This is a genomic window from Solidesulfovibrio carbinoliphilus subsp. oakridgensis, from assembly GCF_000177215.2.
Taxonomy (GTDB): Bacteria; Desulfobacterota; Desulfovibrionia; order Desulfovibrionales; family Desulfovibrionaceae; genus Solidesulfovibrio; species Solidesulfovibrio carbinoliphilus.
Window position 1 is genome coordinate 127,348 of sequence record NZ_CM001368.1, and the last position, 20,990, is coordinate 148,337.

16 protein-coding genes and 1 pseudogene are annotated in these 20,990 nt (G+C 70.4%); 16 read left to right on the top strand and 1 reads right to left on the bottom strand.

The genetic code is table 11. The features are described from left to right. Positions 1-6: 6 nt before the first annotated feature. Genes DFW101_RS00530 through DFW101_RS00540 form a run of 3 tightly spaced genes read left to right on the top strand, consistent with a single transcriptional unit; the run spans position 7 to position 3,356 of the window. A complete protein-coding gene (locus DFW101_RS00530; protein WP_009179581.1) occupies positions 7-1,233 on the top strand; it encodes a glycosyltransferase in 1,227 nt (408 codons plus the stop codon). Then, complete coding sequence (locus tag DFW101_RS00535) at positions 1,178-2,206, top strand: right-handed parallel beta-helix repeat-containing protein (RefSeq protein ID WP_009179582.1); 1,029 nt, start codon at positions 1,178-1,180, stop codon at positions 2,204-2,206. Before DFW101_RS00530 ends, DFW101_RS00535 begins: the two co-directional genes overlap by 56 nt. After that, positions 2,196-3,356: a glycosyltransferase family 4 protein gene (locus tag DFW101_RS00540; RefSeq protein WP_009179583.1), complete on the top strand. Its 1,161-nt coding sequence runs from the start codon at positions 2,196-2,198 to the stop codon at positions 3,354-3,356. Before DFW101_RS00535 ends, DFW101_RS00540 begins: the two co-directional genes overlap by 11 nt. Positions 3,357-3,474: 118 nt before the next feature. Here DFW101_RS00540 and DFW101_RS00545 read toward each other — a convergent pair whose 3' ends face one another. After that, positions 3,475-4,446 (bottom strand): NAD-dependent epimerase/dehydratase family protein, encoded by a 972-nt coding sequence (locus DFW101_RS00545; protein ID WP_009179584.1) that lies wholly within the window; start codon positions 4,444-4,446, stop codon positions 3,475-3,477. A 645-nt stretch (positions 4,447-5,091) separates the two neighbouring features. On the opposite strand from DFW101_RS00545, the gene DFW101_RS00550 reads away from it, so the two are divergent. From DFW101_RS00550 to DFW101_RS00605, 13 genes and pseudogenes are all read left to right on the top strand, one after another. After that, positions 5,092-6,348, top strand: a complete 1,257-nt coding sequence (locus tag DFW101_RS00550; RefSeq protein ID WP_009179585.1) for a TIGR03087 family PEP-CTERM/XrtA system glycosyltransferase — start codon at positions 5,092-5,094, stop codon at positions 6,346-6,348. Positions 6,349-6,353: 5 nt separating this feature from the next. Then, the gene (locus tag DFW101_RS00555; RefSeq protein ID WP_009179586.1) at positions 6,354-7,385 is read left to right on the top strand and encodes a FemAB family XrtA/PEP-CTERM system-associated protein; all 1,032 of its coding nucleotides are present in this window, start codon (positions 6,354-6,356) and stop codon (positions 7,383-7,385) included. A gap of 13 nt (positions 7,386-7,398) precedes the next feature. After that, positions 7,399-8,223 carry an ABC transporter permease gene (locus tag DFW101_RS00560; protein WP_009179587.1) on the top strand — a complete coding sequence of 275 codons (825 nt, stop codon included), beginning with the start codon at positions 7,399-7,401 and terminating at the stop codon, positions 8,221-8,223. Between the two features lie 169 nt (positions 8,224-8,392). Further along, positions 8,393-8,767, top strand: a pseudogene (locus DFW101_RS20255) (ABC transporter ATP-binding protein); the annotation flags it as partial. A gap of 57 nt (positions 8,768-8,824) precedes the next feature. Further along, positions 8,825-9,472, top strand: a complete 648-nt coding sequence (locus tag DFW101_RS20260) for a Wzt carbohydrate-binding domain-containing protein (RefSeq protein WP_419187168.1) — start codon at positions 8,825-8,827, stop codon at positions 9,470-9,472. A 34-nt stretch (positions 9,473-9,506) separates the two neighbouring features. Next, positions 9,507-10,556, top strand: coding sequence for a GNAT family N-acetyltransferase (locus DFW101_RS00570; RefSeq protein WP_009179589.1), 1,050 nt, complete (start codon positions 9,507-9,509; stop codon positions 10,554-10,556). A 25-nt stretch (positions 10,557-10,581) separates the two neighbouring features. After that, positions 10,582-11,604, top strand: a complete 1,023-nt coding sequence (locus tag DFW101_RS00575; protein ID WP_009179590.1) for a polysaccharide deacetylase family protein — start codon at positions 10,582-10,584, stop codon at positions 11,602-11,604. A 12-nt stretch (positions 11,605-11,616) separates the two neighbouring features. After that, positions 11,617-12,942: a glycosyltransferase family 4 protein gene (locus DFW101_RS00580; protein WP_009179591.1), complete on the top strand. Its 1,326-nt coding sequence runs from the start codon at positions 11,617-11,619 to the stop codon at positions 12,940-12,942. Continuing rightward, a complete protein-coding gene (locus DFW101_RS00585) occupies positions 12,939-14,174 on the top strand; it encodes a glycosyltransferase family 4 protein (protein ID WP_009179592.1) in 1,236 nt (411 codons plus the stop codon). Before DFW101_RS00580 ends, DFW101_RS00585 begins: the two co-directional genes overlap by 4 nt. Then, complete coding sequence (locus DFW101_RS00590; protein ID WP_009179593.1) at positions 14,171-15,559, top strand: glycosyltransferase; 1,389 nt, start codon at positions 14,171-14,173, stop codon at positions 15,557-15,559. Before DFW101_RS00585 ends, DFW101_RS00590 begins: the two co-directional genes overlap by 4 nt. Beyond that, positions 15,556-17,148 (top strand): PBS lyase, encoded by a 1,593-nt coding sequence (locus tag DFW101_RS00595; RefSeq protein WP_009179594.1) that lies wholly within the window; start codon positions 15,556-15,558, stop codon positions 17,146-17,148. Before DFW101_RS00590 ends, DFW101_RS00595 begins: the two co-directional genes overlap by 4 nt. Next, positions 17,145-19,958 carry a glycosyltransferase gene (locus DFW101_RS00600; RefSeq protein WP_009179595.1) on the top strand — a complete coding sequence of 938 codons (2,814 nt, stop codon included), beginning with the start codon at positions 17,145-17,147 and terminating at the stop codon, positions 19,956-19,958. Before DFW101_RS00595 ends, DFW101_RS00600 begins: the two co-directional genes overlap by 4 nt. Continuing rightward, a complete protein-coding gene (locus tag DFW101_RS00605) occupies positions 19,955-20,989 on the top strand; it encodes a polysaccharide deacetylase family protein (protein WP_009179596.1) in 1,035 nt (344 codons plus the stop codon). Before DFW101_RS00600 ends, DFW101_RS00605 begins: the two co-directional genes overlap by 4 nt. Position 20,990: the final 1 nt, after the last annotated feature.

The window sequence follows — 20,990 nt, forward strand, 5'->3', positions numbered from 1 at the left end:
CCTCCCATGCGGATTCTTTTTTACTCCTCCCTCTATCCCACGGCCAAAAATCCCGTGCACGGCATTTTCGTGCGCGAACTGGCCCGGGAGGTGGCCCGGCTGGCCGAGGTCCGGGTGGTGGCCCCGGAAAACGGCCTTCGAAGCCTGCTGGCCCGTCCGGCCGGGACCGCCGGCCCCCCGAGGCCGGAAGCCCACGTGGACCGCTGCCGGTTCTGGACCGTGCCGAAACTGTTCAAGCACCTGGACGGCCGCCTCCTGGCCGCCTGGAGCCGGGGGGCCTTCGAGCGGGCGGCAGGCTTCGAACCGGATCTGGTCCACGCCCACTACGCCTATCCGGACGGCGCGGCGGCGGCCCGGCTCGCCGCCGGGGCCGGCCTGCCCCTGGTCGTCACCTGCCATGGTTCGGACATCCATGTCCTGGCCAGGGATCCGGCCCGGCGCGGGCCCATTGCCGCAGCCCTTGGCCAGGCCGCGGCCGTGGTCGCGGTCTCGCGGGATCTGGCCGGCCGGATCGCCGAACTTGGCGTCGATCCCGGGCGCATCCATCACATTCCCAATGGCGTGGACCTGTCCCGTTTTCCCCTGGCCGGGAAGGCCGCGGCCCGGCGAGCCCTCGGTCTTGCCGAGGACGGGCCCCTTCTTGTGGCCGTCGGCCGCCTGGAGCCGGTCAAGGGCTACGACCGGCTGCTGCGGGCCCTGGCCCTCCTTCCCGGCGTCCGGCTGGTCCTGGCCGGCGACGGCAGCCTGGGCCAGGCGCTTGCGCGTCTGGCCCGGGAATGCGGCATTTCCGGGCGCGTGCGTTTCGCCGGGGCCGTGCCCCACGAGGCCCTCGCCCCGTATTACCAGGCCGCCGACGCCCTGGTCCTCGCCAGCCACAGCGAGGGCTGGCCGACCGTGATCCACGAGGGACTCGCCTGCGGCACGCCGGTGGTGGCCCCGGCCGTTGGCGGCATTCCCGAGGCCCTGGCCGAACCCGGCCTCGGGGTCCTGGTCGCCTCGGCCGAACCCGCTCCCCTGGCCGAGGGCATCCGGCAGGCCTTGGCGCGGCCCTGGGACGCCGCCGCGCTTCGCCGGGCGGCCGAGGCCCATGGCTGGTCGGCCGTGGCCGGGCGGCACCTGGCGCTTTACGCCGAGGTCCTCGGCCTGTCCCCGTCCCCCGAAAAGGAGGTTTCCCCCCATGTCGCTGTTGCGCCGGATCCTGCTTGCGGTCCTCGGACCGCTTCTGCTCGTTGAGGCCGCCCTGGCCGCGGACATCCAGATCCGGCCCACGGACGCGCCGGCCGGCCTGGAAGCCCGGCTTCGGTCCGTGCCGCCGGGCACGGTGCTTCGGATCGCCCCCGGCCTCTATCCGCAAGGCATCCAGCTCTCGGCACTGCGCGGCACCCCGGCCGCGCCCATCCGCATCACCGCCGACCCGGGCGGCGCCGGCATGGAGGGATGGCGGGACAAGAAGGCCAAGGCATTCGGCCATGGCGCGGGCATCCTGCTTGAGAAATCGAGCCACGTGGTCATCGAGGGCGTGACCATCGCCGGGTTCGAACGGGGCGTGACGCTCGGCAGCTGCCAGGACGTGACCATAAAGGACAGCACCATCACCGACGTGGTCAGCTACGGCATCATGTCCTACCGCAGCAACGGCACGACGATTGAGGGCAACACCATCGAGCGGGCCTCCAGCGAACACGGGATCTACATAAGCGACGTGGCCGCCAGGATCGTCATTACGAAAAACACCATCCGCGACACCCACATAAACGGCATCCACATCAACGGCGCCGTGGCCGGGCCGGTCATCTCCGGCAACCGGCTCGAGCGGACGGGTTCCTTTCCGACCAAGGAAGGCGGCGCCGGCCTGACGCTGATCGGCGGGACCACCGCACCCGTGGTCGAAGGCAACCGGTTCAGCCATATCCACGGCCAGGGCATCACCCTCGACGCCCCGAACGCGACGATCACGGGCAACACCTTCGAGGCCTGCTCCTGGAGCGCCATCCTGGGCCTGCCCCACGGCACCAACCTGCGTATGACGGACAACGTCTTCAAGGACACGGGCGTCATCCCCCTCCAGTTCCCCCCCGGCATCCTCGGCTCGATCACCGCCTCCGGCAACCGGTACGCCGCCAACCAGCCCGTGTGCGAGGTCGGCGACGGACAGCGGAAGCTTGGCCTCAAGGACTGGCAGGGGATGGGCAAGGATGTCCGCTGACACGGGAAGGCCCGTTGTCGTCTACCACCACCGCACCCAGGGCGTGGACGCCCAGGGCATCCACGTCCGCGAGATGTGCCGGGCCTTTGCGAGGATCGGCTACCGGGTGGCCAAGGTGGCCCTCCATGCCGACGAACAGGTCGGCCGGGACAGCCGGCCGGGCCTTTTAAGCCGCCTGGTCTCCCGGCTGCCGCCCCTGGCCTACGAGCTGCTGGAACTGGGCTACAACCTGGTCGGCATTCCGAGGCTCTACCGGACCGTGCGCCGGGAGCGGCCGGCCTTTCTCTACGAACGCTATTGCCTGTCCAACCTGAGCGGGGTGGTGGTCTCCCGCCTGACGGGCGTGCCCCTGGTCCTGGAGGTCAATTCGCCCCTGGCCCGGGAGAAGGCCGCCCACGGCGGGCTGGCGTTTCCGCGCCTGGCCCAGGCCCTCGAGACCTGGATCGTCAACCACGCCGACCGGACGGTGGCGGTCTCGGAGGTGCTACGGCGGATGCTCGTGGAAAAGGGCGCCGACGCCGCAAGGATCACGGTCATGCACAACGGGGTCAATCCCGAGGATTTCGCCGGCCTGGAGATACGGGAACCGGCCGGCCGGGCCACGGTCCGGGTCGGGTTCACGGGCTGGTTTCGGCCGTGGCACGGGCTGGCGGAGATGGTCGCGGCCCTGGACGACCAGGGGCTTTTCGCCTCCGGCCTGGAGGTGGTCCTGGTCGGCGATGGGCCGGTGCGGCCGGAGCTTGAGCGGCTGGTACGGGAGCGGTCCCTGGAAGGGCGGGTGGCCATCACCGGCCCGGTCGACCGGGAGACGCTGGTCGGGCATCTGGCCGCCATGGACATCGCGGTCCAGCCGGCGGCCACGGCCTATGCCTCGCCCATGAAGCTTTTCGAATACCTGGCTGCCGGCAAGGCCGTGGTGGCCCCGGACCAGGACAACATCCGCGAGGTGGTCCGGGACGGAGTGGAGGCCGTGCTCTTTCCCCCGGGTGATTTTGCCGGTTTCGCCCGGCGGGTGGAGGAACTCGCCAAGGACCCTGGCCTGCGGCAACGGCTCGGCGAGGCCGGCCGCCGGTCCATGGCCGCGGGCAGGCGGACCTGGGAGGAAAACGCCGCCCGGGTCGCGGCGCTGGTGGCCGCCCCCGCCGCCTGAGCCATCGCCCGCCGTTCCCGTCTTCTCGTCTCCGCGCCTTTTGTATCCTCCGCAAAAAACGGGGCGGCGGAACCGGATACCGGTCCCGCCGCCCCGTTTCGCCCGCCTCTCCGGAAAATCAGTGGTCCGTCTTGCCGGCCAGCCGGCGCATCCCCTCCAGGGTCAGGGCCAGCCCCTGTTCCAGGGGCGTGCTCGGGATCCAGCCGGCATGGCGCAGGAGCTTGGAATTCTCGGCCACGGAAAAGTGGATGTCGCCCTGGCGCACGGGGCTGAATTCCGGTTTCTTGGGCACGTGGGCCAGACGCAGGCTGAGGTCGGCCAGGTCCCGGATGGAGGAGCCCCGGCCGGTGCCCACGTTGAAGACGCCGGTCAGCGGTCCGCCGGGCAGGATCCCGGCCGCCGTCAGGAGGGCCCGCACCGCGTCGCCGAGAAACAGGAAGTCCCGCATCTGCGACCCGTCCCCGTGGATGACCGGGGAGAGCCCCTGCTCGGCCCTGGCCAGAAACTGCCGGACCACGCCGTCGTAGGGGCCGGGCTTGGCCCGGGTCGGCCCGTAGATGTTGAAAAAACGCAACGAGCAGCCGTAGCCGGATTTCTGGATGGCCGTCGACATCAGGTGTTTGGACAGCCCGTAGGGGCTCAGGGGGTCGCCGGCGTCCTCTTCCGTGGCCGGCCGGGACAGCGGCTTGCCGTATTCGGCGGCCGAACCGGCGAACACGAAGGCCCCGCACCGAAAGGCCCGGGCCAGGGTGTGCAGGGACAGCGAGGCGTCGTAATTGATCTCCATGGTCTCTGCGGCATGGTCCATGGAATAGGGGACGCTGATGATGGCCGCCAGGTGGAAGGTGGCCACGAGCGGGGCGTTTTCGGCCAGGAGTCCGGCCATGGAGGCCTTGTCCGTGATGGACCGCTCATGGAACTCGAAGGCCGGGTGGTCGTTGAAGTCCCGCATGTTCTCAGGCGCACCCGAGAAGAAGTTGTCCACGCCGACCACGGCATAGCCCGCTTCGAGCAGCCGTTGGGTCAACTGGGAGCCCACATTTCCCGCACAACCGGTCACCAGGCATGTCGGCATCGTCTTTCGGGCCATAGCTCCTCCCTGTTGTAAACTCGTTGCACCGCCTTCCTTCCCGGCGCGCCGGAAAGCGCCTCGCGCGCTTCACTCCTTTTGGACCGCTCTTTTTCCCTCTATGCGGTCTGGCCGGAAGACGGTCCCTTCCTTTTTTCAATGCAGCGCCGTAATGCGCCACGCAGGTTAAGCAAGGGCCGTGCCTTGCAATGAATTCCATAACATCGCCAAATTCCATTGATAAATTTGACGTTGTGAAGACTGTTTCGATTGGTTCGTAGCATTCTCCGACAGATCTTGTCGAAGTTCCTTACATCGTGACGAGGATCAGGCGTGGCTCATACCCGATGATGGGGGCTGCTCCGGTAGTGGAATGGGGGCAAGCCCCCATAGGAGGACTTCCCGTTTGCATGGAGAAATGGCGTTGCATTTCAAAAAAACCATGGTATGGAAATAGTATATGAAAACCCCGGTCAATTTATCGCCTTGCTTGTGGATACAGGGATTCCGAGAAGATCGGCGTCGTCGGCCAGGGGCGGGGAGAGCCGGGCCCAAGCCGTCGCCGGGGGCGTTTGCCGGCCTGCCGCGGCGGGTCCAGGCGGCAAACCGTCCGGCCCCTGGGGGCACGCACGGCAGGGCCGCACCCCATCCGGGGGGAGGGCGGCGATGAGCGGCGCCATGGCCGGGCCACGGACGGCCGTGGCCGTGGCGGAGGGAGCCCTTGGCCGGGAAATCCTCGTCCTTTGCCACCGCATCCCCTATCCGCCCAACAAGGGGGACAAGGTCCGGTCCTACCATCTCGTGCGCCATCTGGCCGAGCGGGGCTGGCGCGTCCACCTCGGGGCCCTGGCCGACACGCCGGACGACATGGCCTATCGGGACAGCCTGCGTCCGCTGTGTGCGAGCCTCGCCGTCGAACCTCTGCCGGCCTGGCGCAAGTTCTGCTCCCCCCTCGGCGCGATCCGGGGCACGTCCCTGTCCGTGGAGTGTTTCCGCAACCGGCGGTTGCAGGCCTATGTGGACAAGGTCCTGGCCTCGGGAACGGTATCCGCCGCCCTGGCCGTCAGCGCCCCCATGGCCGAATACCTCCGCTGCGCCGCCTCGCCGCTCCCCGGGCGGCGGATCCTCGATCTGGTGGATGTGGATTCCGAAAAATGGCGGGCCTATGCCGGCCGGGCCGCCTGGCCGGCCAGCCGGATTTACGGCCTGGAGGCAAAGCTCCTTGGCCGCTACGAACAGCGCGCCGCCGACCTCTTCGAGGCCGTGCTCCTGGTCTCGGAAGCCGAAGCCTCGCTCTTCCGCTCGCTTGGCGGCCGGGGCGGCCAGGTCAGAACCGTGTCCAACGGCGTGGACCTCGACTATTTCTCCCCGGCCCCGGACCGGCAGGGGCCTTCCGCCAGTCCGTCCACGGTCTTTTGCGGGGCCATGGACTATCCGCCCAATATCGACGCCGTGGCCTGGTTTGCCGAAGCCGTCCTGCCGCGCCTCGGCGAGCGGCTGCCCGGGCCAGCCTCTTTTTCCATCGTGGGGTCCAACCCGGCCCCCCGGGTCCGGGCCCTGGCCGGGCTGGCCGGGGTGCGGGTGACGGGCCCGGTGCCGGACGTCCGGCCGTTTGTGGCCGAGGCCGCCGTGTCGGTCGCGCCCATGCGGATCGCCCGGGGGGTGCAGAACAAGGTCCTCGAGGCCATGGCCATGGGCAAGGCGGTGGTGGCCACGGAGCAGGCCTTCGAGGGCATCGAGGCCGTGGCCGGCGAGGATTTGTGCGTGGTCCCGGACGAGCCGGAGGCCTTTGCCGCGGCCGTGGCCGGCTTGCTCGCCGATCCGGCCGGGGCCGCGGCCATGGGGCGTCGGGCCAGGCGGTGCATGGAGCGCCGCTACGCCTGGGCCGCCCGCCTTCAAACCCTTGAGGAGCTTTTGGGGTAGCCGCCATGCGGATCGTTGTCGCCGATTCCACCCGCAGCCAGGCCTGGGACGCCTTCGTGGCCGGACAGGCCGGGGCCGGGCCGTACCACGCCTGGGCCTGGCTCGAGGCCGTGCGCCGGGCTTACGGCTTCCAGGTCTTCCCGCTTCTGGCCCTTCGGGACGGCGCGGTGGCCGGCCTTTTGCCCCTGGTCCGGCTGCGCCTGCCCGGCCTTCGCGGCAGGCTTGTTTCCCTGCCGTATTGCGACTGGGCCGGTCCGCTGGCCGCCGAGGCCGACGTGCGCCAGGGCCTTTTGGACCAGGCCCTGGATCTGGCCGCCAGCCTCGGCGCGACGGGCCTCGAAATAAGGGAGCAGGCGGCCGATGCCGGGGCCTCGGCCAAGGTCCTCATGCGCCTGGCCCTGCCGGACGGAGCCGAGCGGCTGATGGCCTCCTTTCCGGCCAAGCTGCGCAGCCAGATCCGAAAGCCGTCCCGGGACGGGCTGACGGCCAGGACCGGCGGCCTGGAACTCCTGGAGGCTTTCTACAAGGTCTTTTCCCGCAACATGCGCGACCTCGGCTCCCCGACCCATTCCCTTGCCTGGTTCCGGGCCGTGCTGGCCGGCTTCGGCGGGCGGGCCCGGATCACGGTGGTCTTCCTGCCGGACGGAACGCCTGCCGCCGGCGCCGTGACCCTGGCCCAGGGCCGCAACATCGCGGTGCCCTGGGCCTCGTCGCTCAGGCGCCACAACCGCCACAGCCCGAACATGCTCCTTTACTGGACGCTTTTCTCCCAGGCGGCCGAGGAGGGCCGGCAGATGTTCGACATGGGCCGTTCGACCCGGGGCGAGGGCACCTACCGGTTCAAGGAGCAGTGGGGCGCCCGGGAAGTGGGGCTTTCCTGGCAACGGTTCGATGCGAGCACGCGGCAGCGCCGGCCGGCTCTGACGAACAGCGGGCCCGGGCGGCCGCGCCAATTGCTCGCGGCCTGCTGGCGGCGTTTGCCGGTGGGCCTGGCCAATGACATGGGGACGCTTTTGCGCCGGTACATCTCACTGTGAAAAGGTGGTTGGCATGCTGCAGCTGAAATCGGCCCTTCGCCTCTGGGACTACAGGGAACTCATGTGGACGCTGGTCTGGAAGGAGATCGTGGTCCGCTACAAGCAGGCCTATCTCGGCGTCATCTGGACCGTACTCAAACCAGTCATGCTCACCCTGGTCTTCACGCTCATGCGCGGCTTCATCGGCATCGACAGCGGGGACATCCCCTATCCGGTCCTGACGTTCGCGGCGCTCATTCCCTGGGTCTTTTTCCAGGAGGGCGTGGCCCTTGGGGTGGTGAGCATCGTGCTCAACTCGGCCCTGGTCAAAAAGATCTATTTTCCCAGGGAAGTCTTTCCGGTGGTGGCCGTGCTGACCAAGGGCGTGGAATTTTTCGTGGATATCGCCGTCCTGTTCGGCCTTATGGCCTGGTACGGCATGTACCCGTCGTTCCAGATCCTGTGGCTGCCGGTGCTGCTCCTCTATCTGGTCCTGGCCGCCCTGGCCGTGAACCTCGTCGGCGCGGCCCTCAATGTCTTTTACCGCGACGTGGCCCAGTTTCTGCCCGTGGCCATCTCGCTTGTCATGTACGCCTCGCCCATCATCTATCCCCTGTCCCTGGTCAAACGGGTGCTGCTCGAATCCCAGGCCGCCGGCCCCTATTCCAAGCAGCTCTACATGCTCTACACCGTCAATCCCCTGGTCGGCATCATCGACGCCTTTCAGAACGTCCTGCTCCACAACCGGCCGCCGGACATGCAGGTCATCTGGCCCGGGGCCCTGCTCGTGGCCGTGCTTTTGCCCCTCAGTTACGGATATTTCAAACACGCGGAAGCGTCTTTTGCGGACGTCATCTAACAAGCTGCAGAGGGGGGAAGCGGTTATGGCCGTGATCGAAGTCTCGGATATGACGAAAGAGTTTCAACTGGGCCAGTTCCACACCCTCAAAACCGGCGTGCAGAACCTGATGCGCCGGGTCTCGGGGCGGGCCGTGGAGGGGCCGCGGCTTTTCCAGGCCCTCCGGGATATCGGCTTTTCCGTGGAGGCCGGCGAGGTGGTCGGGGTCATCGGCTCCAACGGGGCGGGAAAATCCACGCTCCTTAAAATCCTGTCCGGCATCACCACCCCGACCCGGGGCACGGCCCGGGTCAACGGCCGGGTGGCCCCCCTGATCGAGGTGGGGGCCGGGCTCCACCATGAATTGACCGGCCGGGAAAACATTTTTTTAAACGCCTCCATCCTCGGCGTCTCCCACCGTCGGATCGAGAAACTGGTCGATCCCATTCTGGAGTTCGCGGAAATAAAGCCCTTCGCGGACACGCCGGTGAAAAAATACAGTTCCGGCATGAAGGTGCGCCTGGGGTTCGCCATCGCCACCAACATCGAGGCCGACATCCTGATCGTGGACGAGGTGTTGGCCGTCGGCGACATCGCCTTCCAGCGCAAGTGCTTCGACAAGATGGAGGACCTGATCCTCAAGCAGAAAAAGACCGTGCTGCTGGTCAGCCACAACATCCGCCAGGTCCAGCGCATCTGCACCCGGGTCCTTCTTTTCGAAGACGGCCGGCTCCTTGCCGACGGCCCGACCCAGGAGGTCTGCCAGACGTTTTTCGAGAAAAGCGACCAGGAGATCTACGACCGGGAGGCGGCCCACGGCGGCGGGTTCCAGATCGTCAACGGCTTCGAGCTGCTCTCCCTTTCCATGCACAGTCCCGACGGCCGGCGGCTGACCCGGGTACGTGTCAACGAGCCCGTCAATATCCGCATCCACTACCGCAACACCGACGCCCTGGACCAGCCGAAGTTCGGCATCGGCGTGCACACCTCCGACTTTCTCTACCTGACCACCTACGACAGCCGCCACGAGATCCAGATGGAAACCGTGGAGCCGGGCGAGCACGAGGCCGTGTGCCACATCACGCGCCTGCCCTTCACCCCGGGCGTCTACTCCCTGCGGCTCGGGGTCAGCAGCGGCGGAGTGGAGAAGACCATTTTCTACGGCGAGAACCTGCTCAATTTCCAGGTGGTCGGGGAGGAGCGGTTTCGCAACGTGGCCGGCTCGGAAGGGCTGATCCTCCTCGACGCCAAGTGGCAGCAACTGGCCTAGGCCGGCCAAACGGCCGCAAAGGGAGCCCCGGGACATGGTCACCTACGAACTGATCGAGACGCCGGCGGATCTGTCCGCCCTGTCGGACGCCTGGCCGGAACTTTCGCGCCAGGGGGGCCATACCCCGTTCCAGGAGTGGAGCTGGCATCGGGCCTGGTGGGAGCACCTCGGGCCGGGGCTCGGCCAGACGCCCTTTTTCATGACGGCCTGGGAGGGCGGGCGGCTGCGGGCGGTGGTGCCCCTGGCGGCCGCCAAAGAGGGAAGCGTGCTCCAGTGGTCGGCGGCCGAAGTCTCGGACTACTGCGACCTGGTCCAGGCGGAAGGGGCCGGGGACGTGGCGGCAACGGCCATGGACAAGGCATTTTCCCGGTTCCGGGGCGACGCCGTGCGCCTGCGGCAACTGCGGCCGGAAAGCCGGGCCCTGGCCATCCTGGCCGGGAACAAGCGGTTCTCCCGGGCCGGGGATGTCGCCTGCCCCCATCTCGTCCTCCACGCGGCCGGCTACGCCGGATGGGCGGGGACCGCCAACCGCAAGGACATGGCCGACGCCAACCGGCTGCGGCGGCGGCTCGGAGAGATCGGGGACGTGGGGCTGACGGAAGTGGCCGAGGCCTCGGCCGTGGCCCCGTTCGTGGGGGCGCTTGTCGCGGACAAGCGGGAGTGGCTCGACCGCCGGGGCGCGGGGAACCTCTTGTGCTCCAAGGCCGGCGAACGGTTTTTGGCCGACGCCGTCCGCGGCATGCCGGCCGGCATGGCCCATCCGGCCGCCCTGACCTGCGGCGGCCAGGGCATCGCCCGGTACCTGTCGTTCGTCGGCAACGGCCGCTACCACTATTACCTGGGCTCCTGGAACTACGCCTGGAAGCGGTTCGCCCCGGGGCGGCTGTTGATGCTCGATCTCATCCGGTGGGCCCACGAGAACGGATGCCGCGAATTCGACCTCCTGCGCGGCGAGGAGGCCTACAAGGATTCGGTGGCCACCGGGGCCACGGTCCTGTCGCGGTTTGAAAGGCAGGCTCCCCCTCCCGGACCCGTGGCCTCCCTGCTGCGGCGCGTGCACCGCCGGCTGCGTCCGGCCCTGTAGGAAACCTCTCTGTAGGGGTGCAGCCATGGAACCATCGATACGTAAACGGATACGGGACGGCCTGGCCTGGCGGATGCGGCCGGTCACCCGGTACGTCAGCCGCTACCGGCCGGTCTTTATCGTCCAGAACTACCACCGGCTCTTTCGGGACACGCTTACCACGGACTTTGACGAGGGCGTCTTCGGCGGCATCTCGGAGGAGTATTTCCGCAGGCAGCTTGCCCACCTGGCCCGGGACTACGACGTCCTGAGCGAGGGCGAGGTGATCGACTGCCTGGGCGGGAAGGGCCGTTTCCCGCGAAAAGCGCTGCTCCTCACCTTCGATGACGGGTACAAGGACAACTACACCCTGGCCTATCCGGTGCTGCAGGGCCTGCGCCTGCCGGCCCTTTTTTTCATTCCCACCCTGCCTTGGTCGACGCGGCAACTTGGCTGGTGGGACCTGATCGCCTGGTGTGTCAAGAAAACCGACAGGCCGACCGTTACGATCGACGGCGAGGCCCGGCCCCTCGGGACCACGGCCGAAAAGGCGGCCGCCATCACCCGGCTGCTCCAAAAGTTCTACCGGCTGCCGGACGCCGAGACCCGGGATCTTCTTGAAACTCTTTCCCGCGACCTGGACGTGGCCCTGCCGGACACGGACGTCCAGAGCCGGGAGCTCATGACCACGGCGGAGATCCGGGAGATGCTGGACCACGGCATGGCCGTTGGGGCCCACACCCATTCCCACAAGGTGCTCTCCACCCTGGACAGGCAGGCCCAGGACCGGGAGATCGGCACCTCCAAGCAGCTGCTGGAAGAAGGGCTCGGCGTCGCGGTCCGCTCCTTCGCCTATCCGGTCGGCACGGCTCATTCCTTTGACGACGGGACCAAAAAGCTCGTCCGGGACCACGGGTTCTCCCTGGCCTTTTCTTTCTATTCCGGGGTCAACGACCCGGCCGGCGGCATCGATCCCTACGACATCCGGCGGACCTTCCGGGGACACCCCTACGCGGGGTTTCTCGAAAGCTTTCGCGAGCCCTACACCTTTATCCACCCCAGGCAGTGAGGAGCGAGGCAGATGGCGATGCACATCGCGTTTGTGGCCAGGGAAGCCGCCGGTCCGGGCGGCCCGGGCCAGGCCGGGGGCATCGGCCGGTACGCCGCCACCCTGGCCGCCGGCCTGGCCGCCCGGGGAGCCCGCGTCGCGCTTGTCGGCCAAAGCCCGGACGCCACGTTTCGCGTGCAGGACGCGGGCGGCCTGCGCCTGGCCTGGCTGCCGAAATGGGAAGACGCGTCCGGCCTGTCCTGGCGGCTGCGGCGGATGGAGGAGGCGTTCTTGCGTACCCGGCCCGGCCGGGCCCTGTGGGCCGATCTGGCCGGCAAGGTCCGGCGGGCCCTGCTCGTCAACCGCTGGCTGCCGCGCCTGGAGGAGGCCTGGGGCGAGGCCTTCGACGTGGTGGAATTCGCGGAGTGCGGCGCCGAGGGCCTTTTCTACCTGCGCCGCCGCAACCGGCCGCCTTGCGCGGTCCGCATCCACTGCCCGACCCAGCTCCTCATCGAAAAAAACTTCGACCGGGTGGCCCCCGGCAAGCGGCTCTTGGTCCGCCTCGAACGCCTGGCCGCCCGGCGGGCCGACGCCGTCACGGCGCCGGGCTCCTCGGCCGCCGACCTGGCCGCGGGCGCGTGGCGGCTGGCCGCCACGGAGCCGGCCGTCCTGCCGAATCTCTACGACGGGAACATTTTTTCACCCGCCACAGAGGAAGGCCGGGCCGGGGCCTTCACCATCTTCTATTCCGGCCGTCTGGAGCGGCTCAAAGGCCTGCCCCATTTTCCGGGCATCCTGTCCCGTCTGGCCGCCCGGGGCGTGGACTTCCGGGTCCGGCTGGCCGGCGGCGACACGGCCACGGCCCCGGGCCAAACGTCCATGAAGGCCTGGCTCCTGGCCGCCCTGGAGCCGGCCGTGCGGGAGCGGGTCACGTTTCTCGGCCACCTGGGCGAAGGGGCGCTGGTGGCGGAGCTTCGGGCCGCGACCGTCGGCCTTTTCCTCTCGGCCTACGAGACCTTCGGCTACACGGCCCTGGAGGCGCAGGCCTGCGGCCTGCCGGTCATCGTGTCCCGAACCGGCGGCCTGGCCGAGGTGGCGGTGGACGGAGAAACCGGCTTTCTGGTCGATCCCAACGACCACGAGGCCGTTGCCGCCGGCCTCTTACGCCTGGCCGGAGACCGGGAGCTCGGCCGGCGCATGGGTGAAGCCGCCGCCCGGCACGCCGCCCGGACGTTTTCCGTGGCCAGCCGGTCCGGCGCCTTTCTGGATTTCTACGCGGCCGTGGCGGCTGCCGCCGGCTCCAGGCGCAAGGCGCCGGCAACCCGCATCGCCGGACCGACGGCAGGGGAGGAGGCATGAAACCGCGCCCCACGCCCGATGCCCCGCGCCTGGGCTATCTGCTGCGGACCTTTCCGGTCCTGTCCGAGACCTTCGTGGCCGGCGAGATACGGAGCGTGGCCGCCCTGACCGGACAGGCACCCGTGGTCGCGGCCCTCTACCGGCCGGGTCCTGGCCAGGCAGGGGGCTGGAGCCCGGCCCCCGGGGACGCGCTCCGGTACTGGAACGACATCGACAAGCGCCACTTGGGCGGGTTGGCCCTGGCCCACGCCGGGCTTCTGGCCAAGGCCCCGGCCCGGTGCCTCGACTGTCTGCTCTGGCCGGGACCGGGGCGCCTGGCCCTGAAGGACCGGATCAAGGCCCCGGCCCTGGCCCGGTTTTTCCTCGACCATGGCGTCACCCATCTGCACAGCCATTTCGGCTGGGAGCAGGCCGACATGCTGGCCCACCTGCACCGGCTGACCGGCCTGCCTTTTAGCCTCACGCTTCACGCCGCCGACATCTTCGTCTCCCCGGACTGCCTGCGCCAACGGCTGGCCGACGCGGCCTTCGTAGCCACCATAAGCGACTACAACAAGGCCCTGCTTCTGGACCGCCTGGGCCTGCCCGGGGAGCGGGTCCACGTGGTCCGCTGCGGCGTGGACCTGCCCACCTTTCCCTTTGGCCCGGCGCCCGAAGCCTCGCCGCCGCGCCTGGTGTCCATCGGCCGGATGGTGCCCAAAAAGGGCTTCGACGTTTTGCTGCGCGCCCTGGCCCTCTTGCGGGACGACGGGGTGGCCTTTGCGGCCGAACTGGTCGGGGACGGGCCGTTGCGCTCCGACCTTGCCCGTCTGGCCGGCCAACTGGGCCTTGCGGACGCGGTCACCTTCACCGGGACCCTGGAGCCGTCCGAGGCCGCCTGTCGGCTGGGCCGGGGAAGCGTCTTTGTCCTGGCCTGCCAAAAGGGGCCGGACGGGGACATGGACGGCATCCCGGTGGCCCTCATGGAAGCCATGGCCCTGGGCCGGCCCGTGGTCTCCACCCTTCTCAGCGGCATCCCGGAGCTGGTCGCGGACGGCTGCGGCCTCCTCGCCGCCCCGGGCGATCCCCGGTCCCTGGCCGAAGCGTTGCGGCGGGTTCTTTCGGAAAAGGATCTGGCCGGACGGCTGGCCGCCGCCGGACGGCAACGGGTGGAGGAGGCCTTCACGTTGGACGGCCAGGCCCGGCGCATCCTCGAACTGGCGGCCGGTCGCGGCCCGGAGGGCCAGGCATGAGAATCCTTGTCTGCTGCGCCGACTGGGGCGTGCCGGTCGGCGGCAGCGCCGGCTCCTCGGTCCACCTGCGGGCCATGGCTGCGGCCCTTTCCCGCCTCGGCCACGAGGTCCGGCTGCTGGTCAGTAACGGCGCCGGCCCCTGTCCGCCCGGCCTGTCGGTGGCGACCGTGCCCCACCGGCGGCTTTGGCCGGCGATTTTCGGCCTGGTCGAGCGGGCCCGGGGTTGTCCGGCCCCGGCCGCCCTTGAAACCGGGGGCGTTTCGACCGTCCCGGCTCCCGGGGCCGTGACCGATGCCCCGGCCCCGGGAGCCGTCTCCTTAAAGACCCGGCTCTATTACGAGACCCTGCCCGCCCTGGCCGACCGGGTGGAGGAATGCCTTGTCCATCCGATCGCTTTTGGCCGGGCCGTGTCCCGGATGCTGGCCGATTTCGCGCCCGAGGCCGTGTACGAGCGCTACGCCCTGTGCCAGACCGGCGCGGCCGGGGCCCTGGCCCGGGCCGGCGAGGGCCGCGTGCCCCACATCCTGGAGGTCAACGCCTCCCTGGCCCGGGAACGGACCGAGAAGGCCGACGACTGGCTGGCCGGCCCCTGGCGCTTGTTCGCCGGCCGGCAGGAGGCCCGGCTGTGGCGCGGGGCGGACCGGGTGGTGTGCGTCTCCGAGGCCCTTGGCCGCCGGATAGCCGAGGCCGGGGCCGACCCGGACCGGGTTCGCGTGGTGCCAAACGGTGTCGACGCCGAGGCCTTCAGCCCGGACCGGCCCAAGGGAGCCCTGCGCCGGCTCCTCGGCCTTGGCGACGGCGCGGTCCTCATCGGCTGGCTCGGAGCCCTGTCCCCGGGCCGGGGGGCAGAGGAGTTTGTGCGCCTGCTCGGACAGACGCTCCCCCAGGTCCCGCAAGCCCGGGGCGTGGTCATCGGCGGCGGGCCCCTCGACGGGACCTGCCGCACGCTCGCCCGGGAGCTTGGCCTGGCGGACCGGGTTCATTTCACCGGTCCGGTCGCCCACGACCGGGTGCCGGACTTGCTCGTGGACCTGGACATGGCCGTGGCCTGCTACCCGCCCCAGGCCGATTTCTACTTTTCGCCCATGAAGGTGGCCGAATACCTGGCCTGCGGCCTGGCCGTGGCCGTCGGCCGGACGGGCCGGGCGGACCAGGCGGTAACGGACGGGGTGAGCGGCCTGCTTGTGGACCCGGACGCCCCCGGCGCCTTTGCCAGGGCCCTCGTCGGCCTTTGCCGCGACCCCGATCTGCGGGCGCGCCTGGGGGCCGGGGCCAGGGAGCAGGCCATGGCCGGGCCGACCTGGCTTGGCAACGCCCGGCTGGTGGAGCGGGAAATCGAAGCCTGTTTCGAGGCCCGGGTGGCCGGAGGTGGCAAGTGGGCATGACGGACTATGTGGCCCTGGTGCCGGAGGACGAGGCGGGTGCGGTCGGCCCGGGGCTGGCCGACCGGCTGGCCGGCCTGGCCGGCCGGGAGCGTCTGGCTTTCCCTCCGCTCGGGGCGGACCCGGCCGGATTGGCCGGCGTGCTGCTTCTGACCCCGGGCCGGCCGGGAACGGTCACGGTCAACGGCCGGCCGGCCACGCCCCTGTGGCGACGCGGCGGCCGCCTGCTCTTTTCGCCGGAACTCTTTCGCCGCCACGAGAACGTCGTGGCCCTTGGCCGTGGCGCCGGGGAGCCGAGGCTCGCTCCGGTGGTGGCCGACGCCGGCCGTGTCCGCGACCTGGATCTCTGGCCCGAGACGGCCTGGCGCATGCAGACCCTTTCCGGCGCGGACCTGGGGCCGGCTCCGGCCCGGAGCCACGCTCCCGTTTGTGCCCCGGGCCTTCTCGACGGCCTGGCCCGGGGGCTTGGGGCCATGGTGGCCCCGGACGGCGAGGTCTGGTCGTTTTACGACCTGGAGGCGGCCACGTTTCGCCTGTCCGGCTGGCGGTGGGATACGGGCATCGTGCTGGAAGGCCTGGCGGCCGCGGCTGCGGCCGGGATCGGCGCCGGCTCGGCCACGGCCGCCCGGACCGTGGGCGACCGGTTGCTGGCCGTGCGCCTGGCTGACCCGGCCTGTCCGGGCGGATTCCCGGAGTGGACGGACCTGCGGTATTTTCCGTCCCCCCGGCAGGTCTGCCAGTGGGTCGTGCCGTTTAACGCCGCCTTTGTCGCCGCCGGCCTCATGCGGCTGGCCGACCTGACCGGCCTGGCCGCCTACCGGGAGGCCGCCCGGGAGAGCCTGCTCCTGGCGGCCGCTTCCGGCCTGACCCCGGCCGGCGGGGTGGCCGGCTACTATTTCGAGGACGCCCGGCAGTGGCGCTACCTCGGCCAGATAAACGATTCCGGCGTCCTCGGCCGGGGCCTGGCCCTTTTCCCGGACGAGGCCTGGGCATCCACTGCCGCCGCCCGGGCCGGGGCCTACATCCTTGGCAAGGCGGCCCGGCCCGACGGCCACATCGGCCGGGCCTGGTGGGATCCGGACGGGGCACGGCCGGCCGGCGCGCCGCTTTTCCCGGAATGGGCCAAGCACCCCGGCCGGATGGTGGCCAAGGTCTTCCTGCGCGGCCAGGCCTGGGTGCTCATGGGCCTTGCCGGTGCGGTGCGGCTTGGCGCGAACAGGGCGCTCGCGGACGGGGCCAGGCAACTGGCCGATTTCGTCCTGGCCGCCCAGCAGGCCGACGGCTCCTGGCGCTACAGCCAGAACCAGCCGGAACTCGGCGCCTGCGCCAAGACCACCGCCGCCCTGGCCCTGGCCCTGGCCGAATGGTCCAAGGCTTCCGGCGACGCCGGGCCGCTCCCCGCCGTGTCCCGGGCCCTCGGCTACCTGGAAACCTGCCGCCGGCCGGACGTGGTGCCGCCGGAACTGGCCGGAATGCCGGTCGACACCTCGGGCGAGGGCTGCATCGTCTATTTCCGGGACCGGCCCGTGGTCTGCGCCTATGCCGGGGCCCTGGAGCTTCTGGCCCGGCTGGCCGTGGGGGAGCGGCCGTGAAGATCCTCCACGCCTGCAAGCATTTCTACCCCCGGGTGACCGGCGTCACGGCCCACGTGGAGCACCTTGCCCGGGAACAGGTCCGGGCCGGCCATGCCGTGGCCGTGGCCACCTGGGGCGAGGCGGCCGGCGAGGAAACGCGGCAGGGCCTCTCCGTCCTTCGTGCCCGGCCCGGCGACCGGGAAGGCCTCAGGCGGCTCATGGCGGACTTCGAACCGGACGTCTTGCACGCCCATTCCGTCTGGGACGTCTCCCACGCCGCCGCCCGGACCGCCCGCCGCCTGGGCCGGCCCTACGTGGTCACCGCCCACGGCACCTGGCACCTCCTGGCCGGGACCCTGGCCGCAGGCCCGTGGTGGGAGCGGCTGCGCTGGGGCCTGTGGCAACGGCGGGTCCTGTGGCCCCGGCTCTTGCGCGGGGCCGGGACGGTCATCGCGCTCAATGCCGGGGAGGAAGCGGACGCCCTGGCCGCCGGCGTTCCGGCCGGCCGGCTGGTCCGCATCCCCAACGCCGTGGACACGGACGTGTTTTTCCCCGGCGAGGCGGGTGGCGGCGGGGAGGACACCTTCCCGGTGCTTTTCGTCGGAGCCATGGAAGCAAACAAGGGCATCCTGGAAGTGGTGGCGGCCGCTGGCCTGCTGCGAAAAAGCCTGCCCCGGGCCCGGTGGCTCCTGTGCGGCGACGGACCGGACCTCCCCCGGGCCAGGCGGGCGGCCGTGGCGGCCGGGGTGGGGGAAGTGGCCCATTTCCTCGGCCGGGTGGACCGGTCCGACATGCCGGCCCTCTACCGCCGGGCCGGGCTGGTGGTGGCCCCGTCCCGGGCCGAGGCCTTTTCCACGGCCCTCCTCGAAGCCATGGCCACGGGCCTGCCCTGCGTCGGCTCGCGGGTCGGCGGCACGCCGGAGATCATCGACCACGGCGGCACGGGACTGTTGATTCCCCCGAACGACGCCCGGGCCCTGGCCGACGCCGTCCGGTGGCTGGCCGAGCATCCCCGGGAAGCCGGGGCCATGGGCCGGGCCGGCCGGGAAAAGGCCGGCCGGCGTTTCGCCTGGCCGCTGGTGGCCGGCCGCATCGAGCAGGCCTACCGGCTGGCCCTGGCCGTTTTCCTGGCCTGTCTGCTCGGCCTGGCCTGGCTTGGCCGGCCGGCCGAGGCGGCCCGGGTTTTTCCGGCCGACATCCTGGCCATGGTCGATCCCCGCACCGGGCAGGCCGTGGCCGGGGAGGACGGCCAGTGGCGGGAGGCGAGCGCCGTGTGGGACGGCCGGACGGTCCGGGTGGCGGCGGCCCGGGGCGAGGCCACGGCCTTCCAGCTGGTCCTCGTGCCGGACCCGGGCGAGCGTCTGGAGGATATCCGCATCATTGTGGACCTGCCAGGCGGCGTGTCCTCCCGGGCCTACCGGGCCTGGCATATCTGGGACGTGCCGGAAGTGGCCGTGCCGCTCGGGCCGGATGGGGCCCCCTTCGCCATCCCGGCCGCGTCCCCGGCCGAGCGGGCAACGACTTCCGGCTATGCGGCCTTTGCCACGGTGGTGGAACTGGCCGTGCCCCGGACGGCGGCGGCCGGAGCCGCAACCGGCGAAGTCCGGGTGGCCTGGAACGGCGGCGGGGTGGCTCTGCCCCTGGCCCTGACCGTGCTGCCGCTCGATCTGCCCCGTCGTCCGTCCTTCTCCCTGGAGATGAATTCCTACGGCGACTACCAGAAGCGCCTGCCGGCCGGACCGGAGACGTTTTTGCGCATCCACCGGCTTTTCAGAAGGTTTCGCGCCACCTTCACCCTGGTTCCCTACCGCCACGACGGCAGCCCGGTCGAGGACTTCCTGGTCCCGCCCCTGGCCTCCGACGGCAGTCCGGACTTCGCCGCCTTCGACGCCGTCCTGTCCGGGCTTTTCGACGGCACGGCCTTTGACGACGGGGAGCCGGTCGACCATTTCGTCCTGCCCTTTGCGACCGGCTGGCCGGCCGCCTGGGGCACGGACCGGGCCGCCTACGCCCGGCGCAACATCGGCCTGCGCCTGGCCCTGGCCCGGCATATCCGGGAGAGGGGCTGGTGTTCCACCCGGTTCCAGGAGTTTCACAACGAGAATCCGGAACACGGGGCCAGGGTTCCCTGGCGGCTCGACGAGCCGGTCACCGCCCTGGACATGGCCGGCCACGACCTTTTTGCCGGCTTCAACCGGACGGCCGGCCGGGTCCTGGCCGGGCCGAGCCCGATTTCCTACCGCATCGACATCTCGGCCTGGCAGCCGCTGCGCGCCCGCCTGCGCCGCCTGGCCGGCCGGCAAGTCACGGACTGGTCGGTCTCGGCCGAGCCGGCCTATCTGGACCGGGAGGCGGTGGCCTTTTTCCGGGGACTCGGCGCCCAGTGGCTGGTGGCCTACGGCGAGCTCCCCGGCTTCGCCGCCGGGGGCCAATCCACGCCGTGGTGGCGGTTTCCCCTGCTCCTGGCCCGTTTCGAGGCCCGGGGCCTTGACGGCTACGCCCAGTGGCAGGTCGACCGGTGGCAGGAACGGGACATGCCGGACCTGCCGCGGGAAGCGGTGCCGTTTTTTTATTCGAGCGCCTCGGGAGCCCGGGATTTCATCTGGCCGGGAACGTTTTTCGGTTTGCCGGGGCCACTCCCGTCGCTGCGGCTTTTCGCCCTGCGCGAGGGCCTAAACCTCCTCGATTACCTCTCCCTGGCCTGCGCCCGCCGGCCCGACCTGGCGGCAGGCCTTCGGGCGCGGCTGGCCGGCCTGGCCGGAGCCGACGCGCTTCGGGCCTTTAAAACGCAGCTCGCCAGCCTGGCGACGGGACGGAGCGGATCATGAAGGCGATGTTGAAGCGGATATTGGGCAAGGGCTGCGCCAGCCTCGGCTTCGCCCGGCTGGCGGACCGGCTGGGGCCCGGCCGGTTCACGGTCCTCATGTTCCACCGGATCGTGGACGGCCCGACCCTGCGCGCCAGCGCCAACGCGCCCTTGATGCTGGAGGAGGGGCTTTTCCGCGACATGGCCGAGACCCTGGCCAGCGAGTGCCGCTGCCTGCCGCTCACCGAGGCCATGGCCTGGGCCGGGACGGACGGGGCTTCCGTGCGGCCCGTGGTGGCCCTCACCTTTGACGACGGGTACGGCGATTTTCGGGACAAGGCCTTTCCCATCCTGCGGCGGTTCGGCCTGCCGGCCACCATGTACCTGCCGACGGGCTTTCTGGACGAGGAAGACCGGTTTTTCTGGTGGGACGCGGTGGAGGCCTTTTTCTCCTCGCGCCCGGAAAAAGGCCGGTTCGACGCGGCCGGCCTGCCGGCGGCGTTCGCGGACGCGGTCTTCGCCCTGGCCGTCGATCCGGGTCCGGACAAGGTGGAGGCGTTTATCCGGGGGCCCCTTCGCCGACTGGCCCCCCGGGATCGGGCCCGGTTCGTGGATAGACTCGCCCCCCCGCCGGTCCGGCGGCCGGCCATGCTCGACTGGGACGCGGTCCGGGAGCTGGCCGCCACGGGGCTGGTCGAATTCGGGGCCCACGGCGTCACCCACCCGCTCCTCGACGAGGTGGACCTCGAGCCGGCCCTCCAGGAAGTGGCCACGTCCAAGCGGCGCATCGAGGAGGAGACGGGCCGGACCGTCACCTCGTTTGCCTATCCCTCGGGCTGCGTGCCGCCCTACCACCGGCAGATGCTCGCCCGGGCCGGCATCGGCCTGGCCGTCACCACCCGGTTCGGCGGCAATGGCGCCGCCACCGACCCGCTGCTCCTGCGGCGGGTGGATGCCCGGCTGTGCCTGGCCGGGGAAACGTTTGATCCGTCGTATTTTCTGGCGGTCTGTTCCGGGTGCCTGGACTGGCTCCACGGGACGAAGGAGGCGTGAG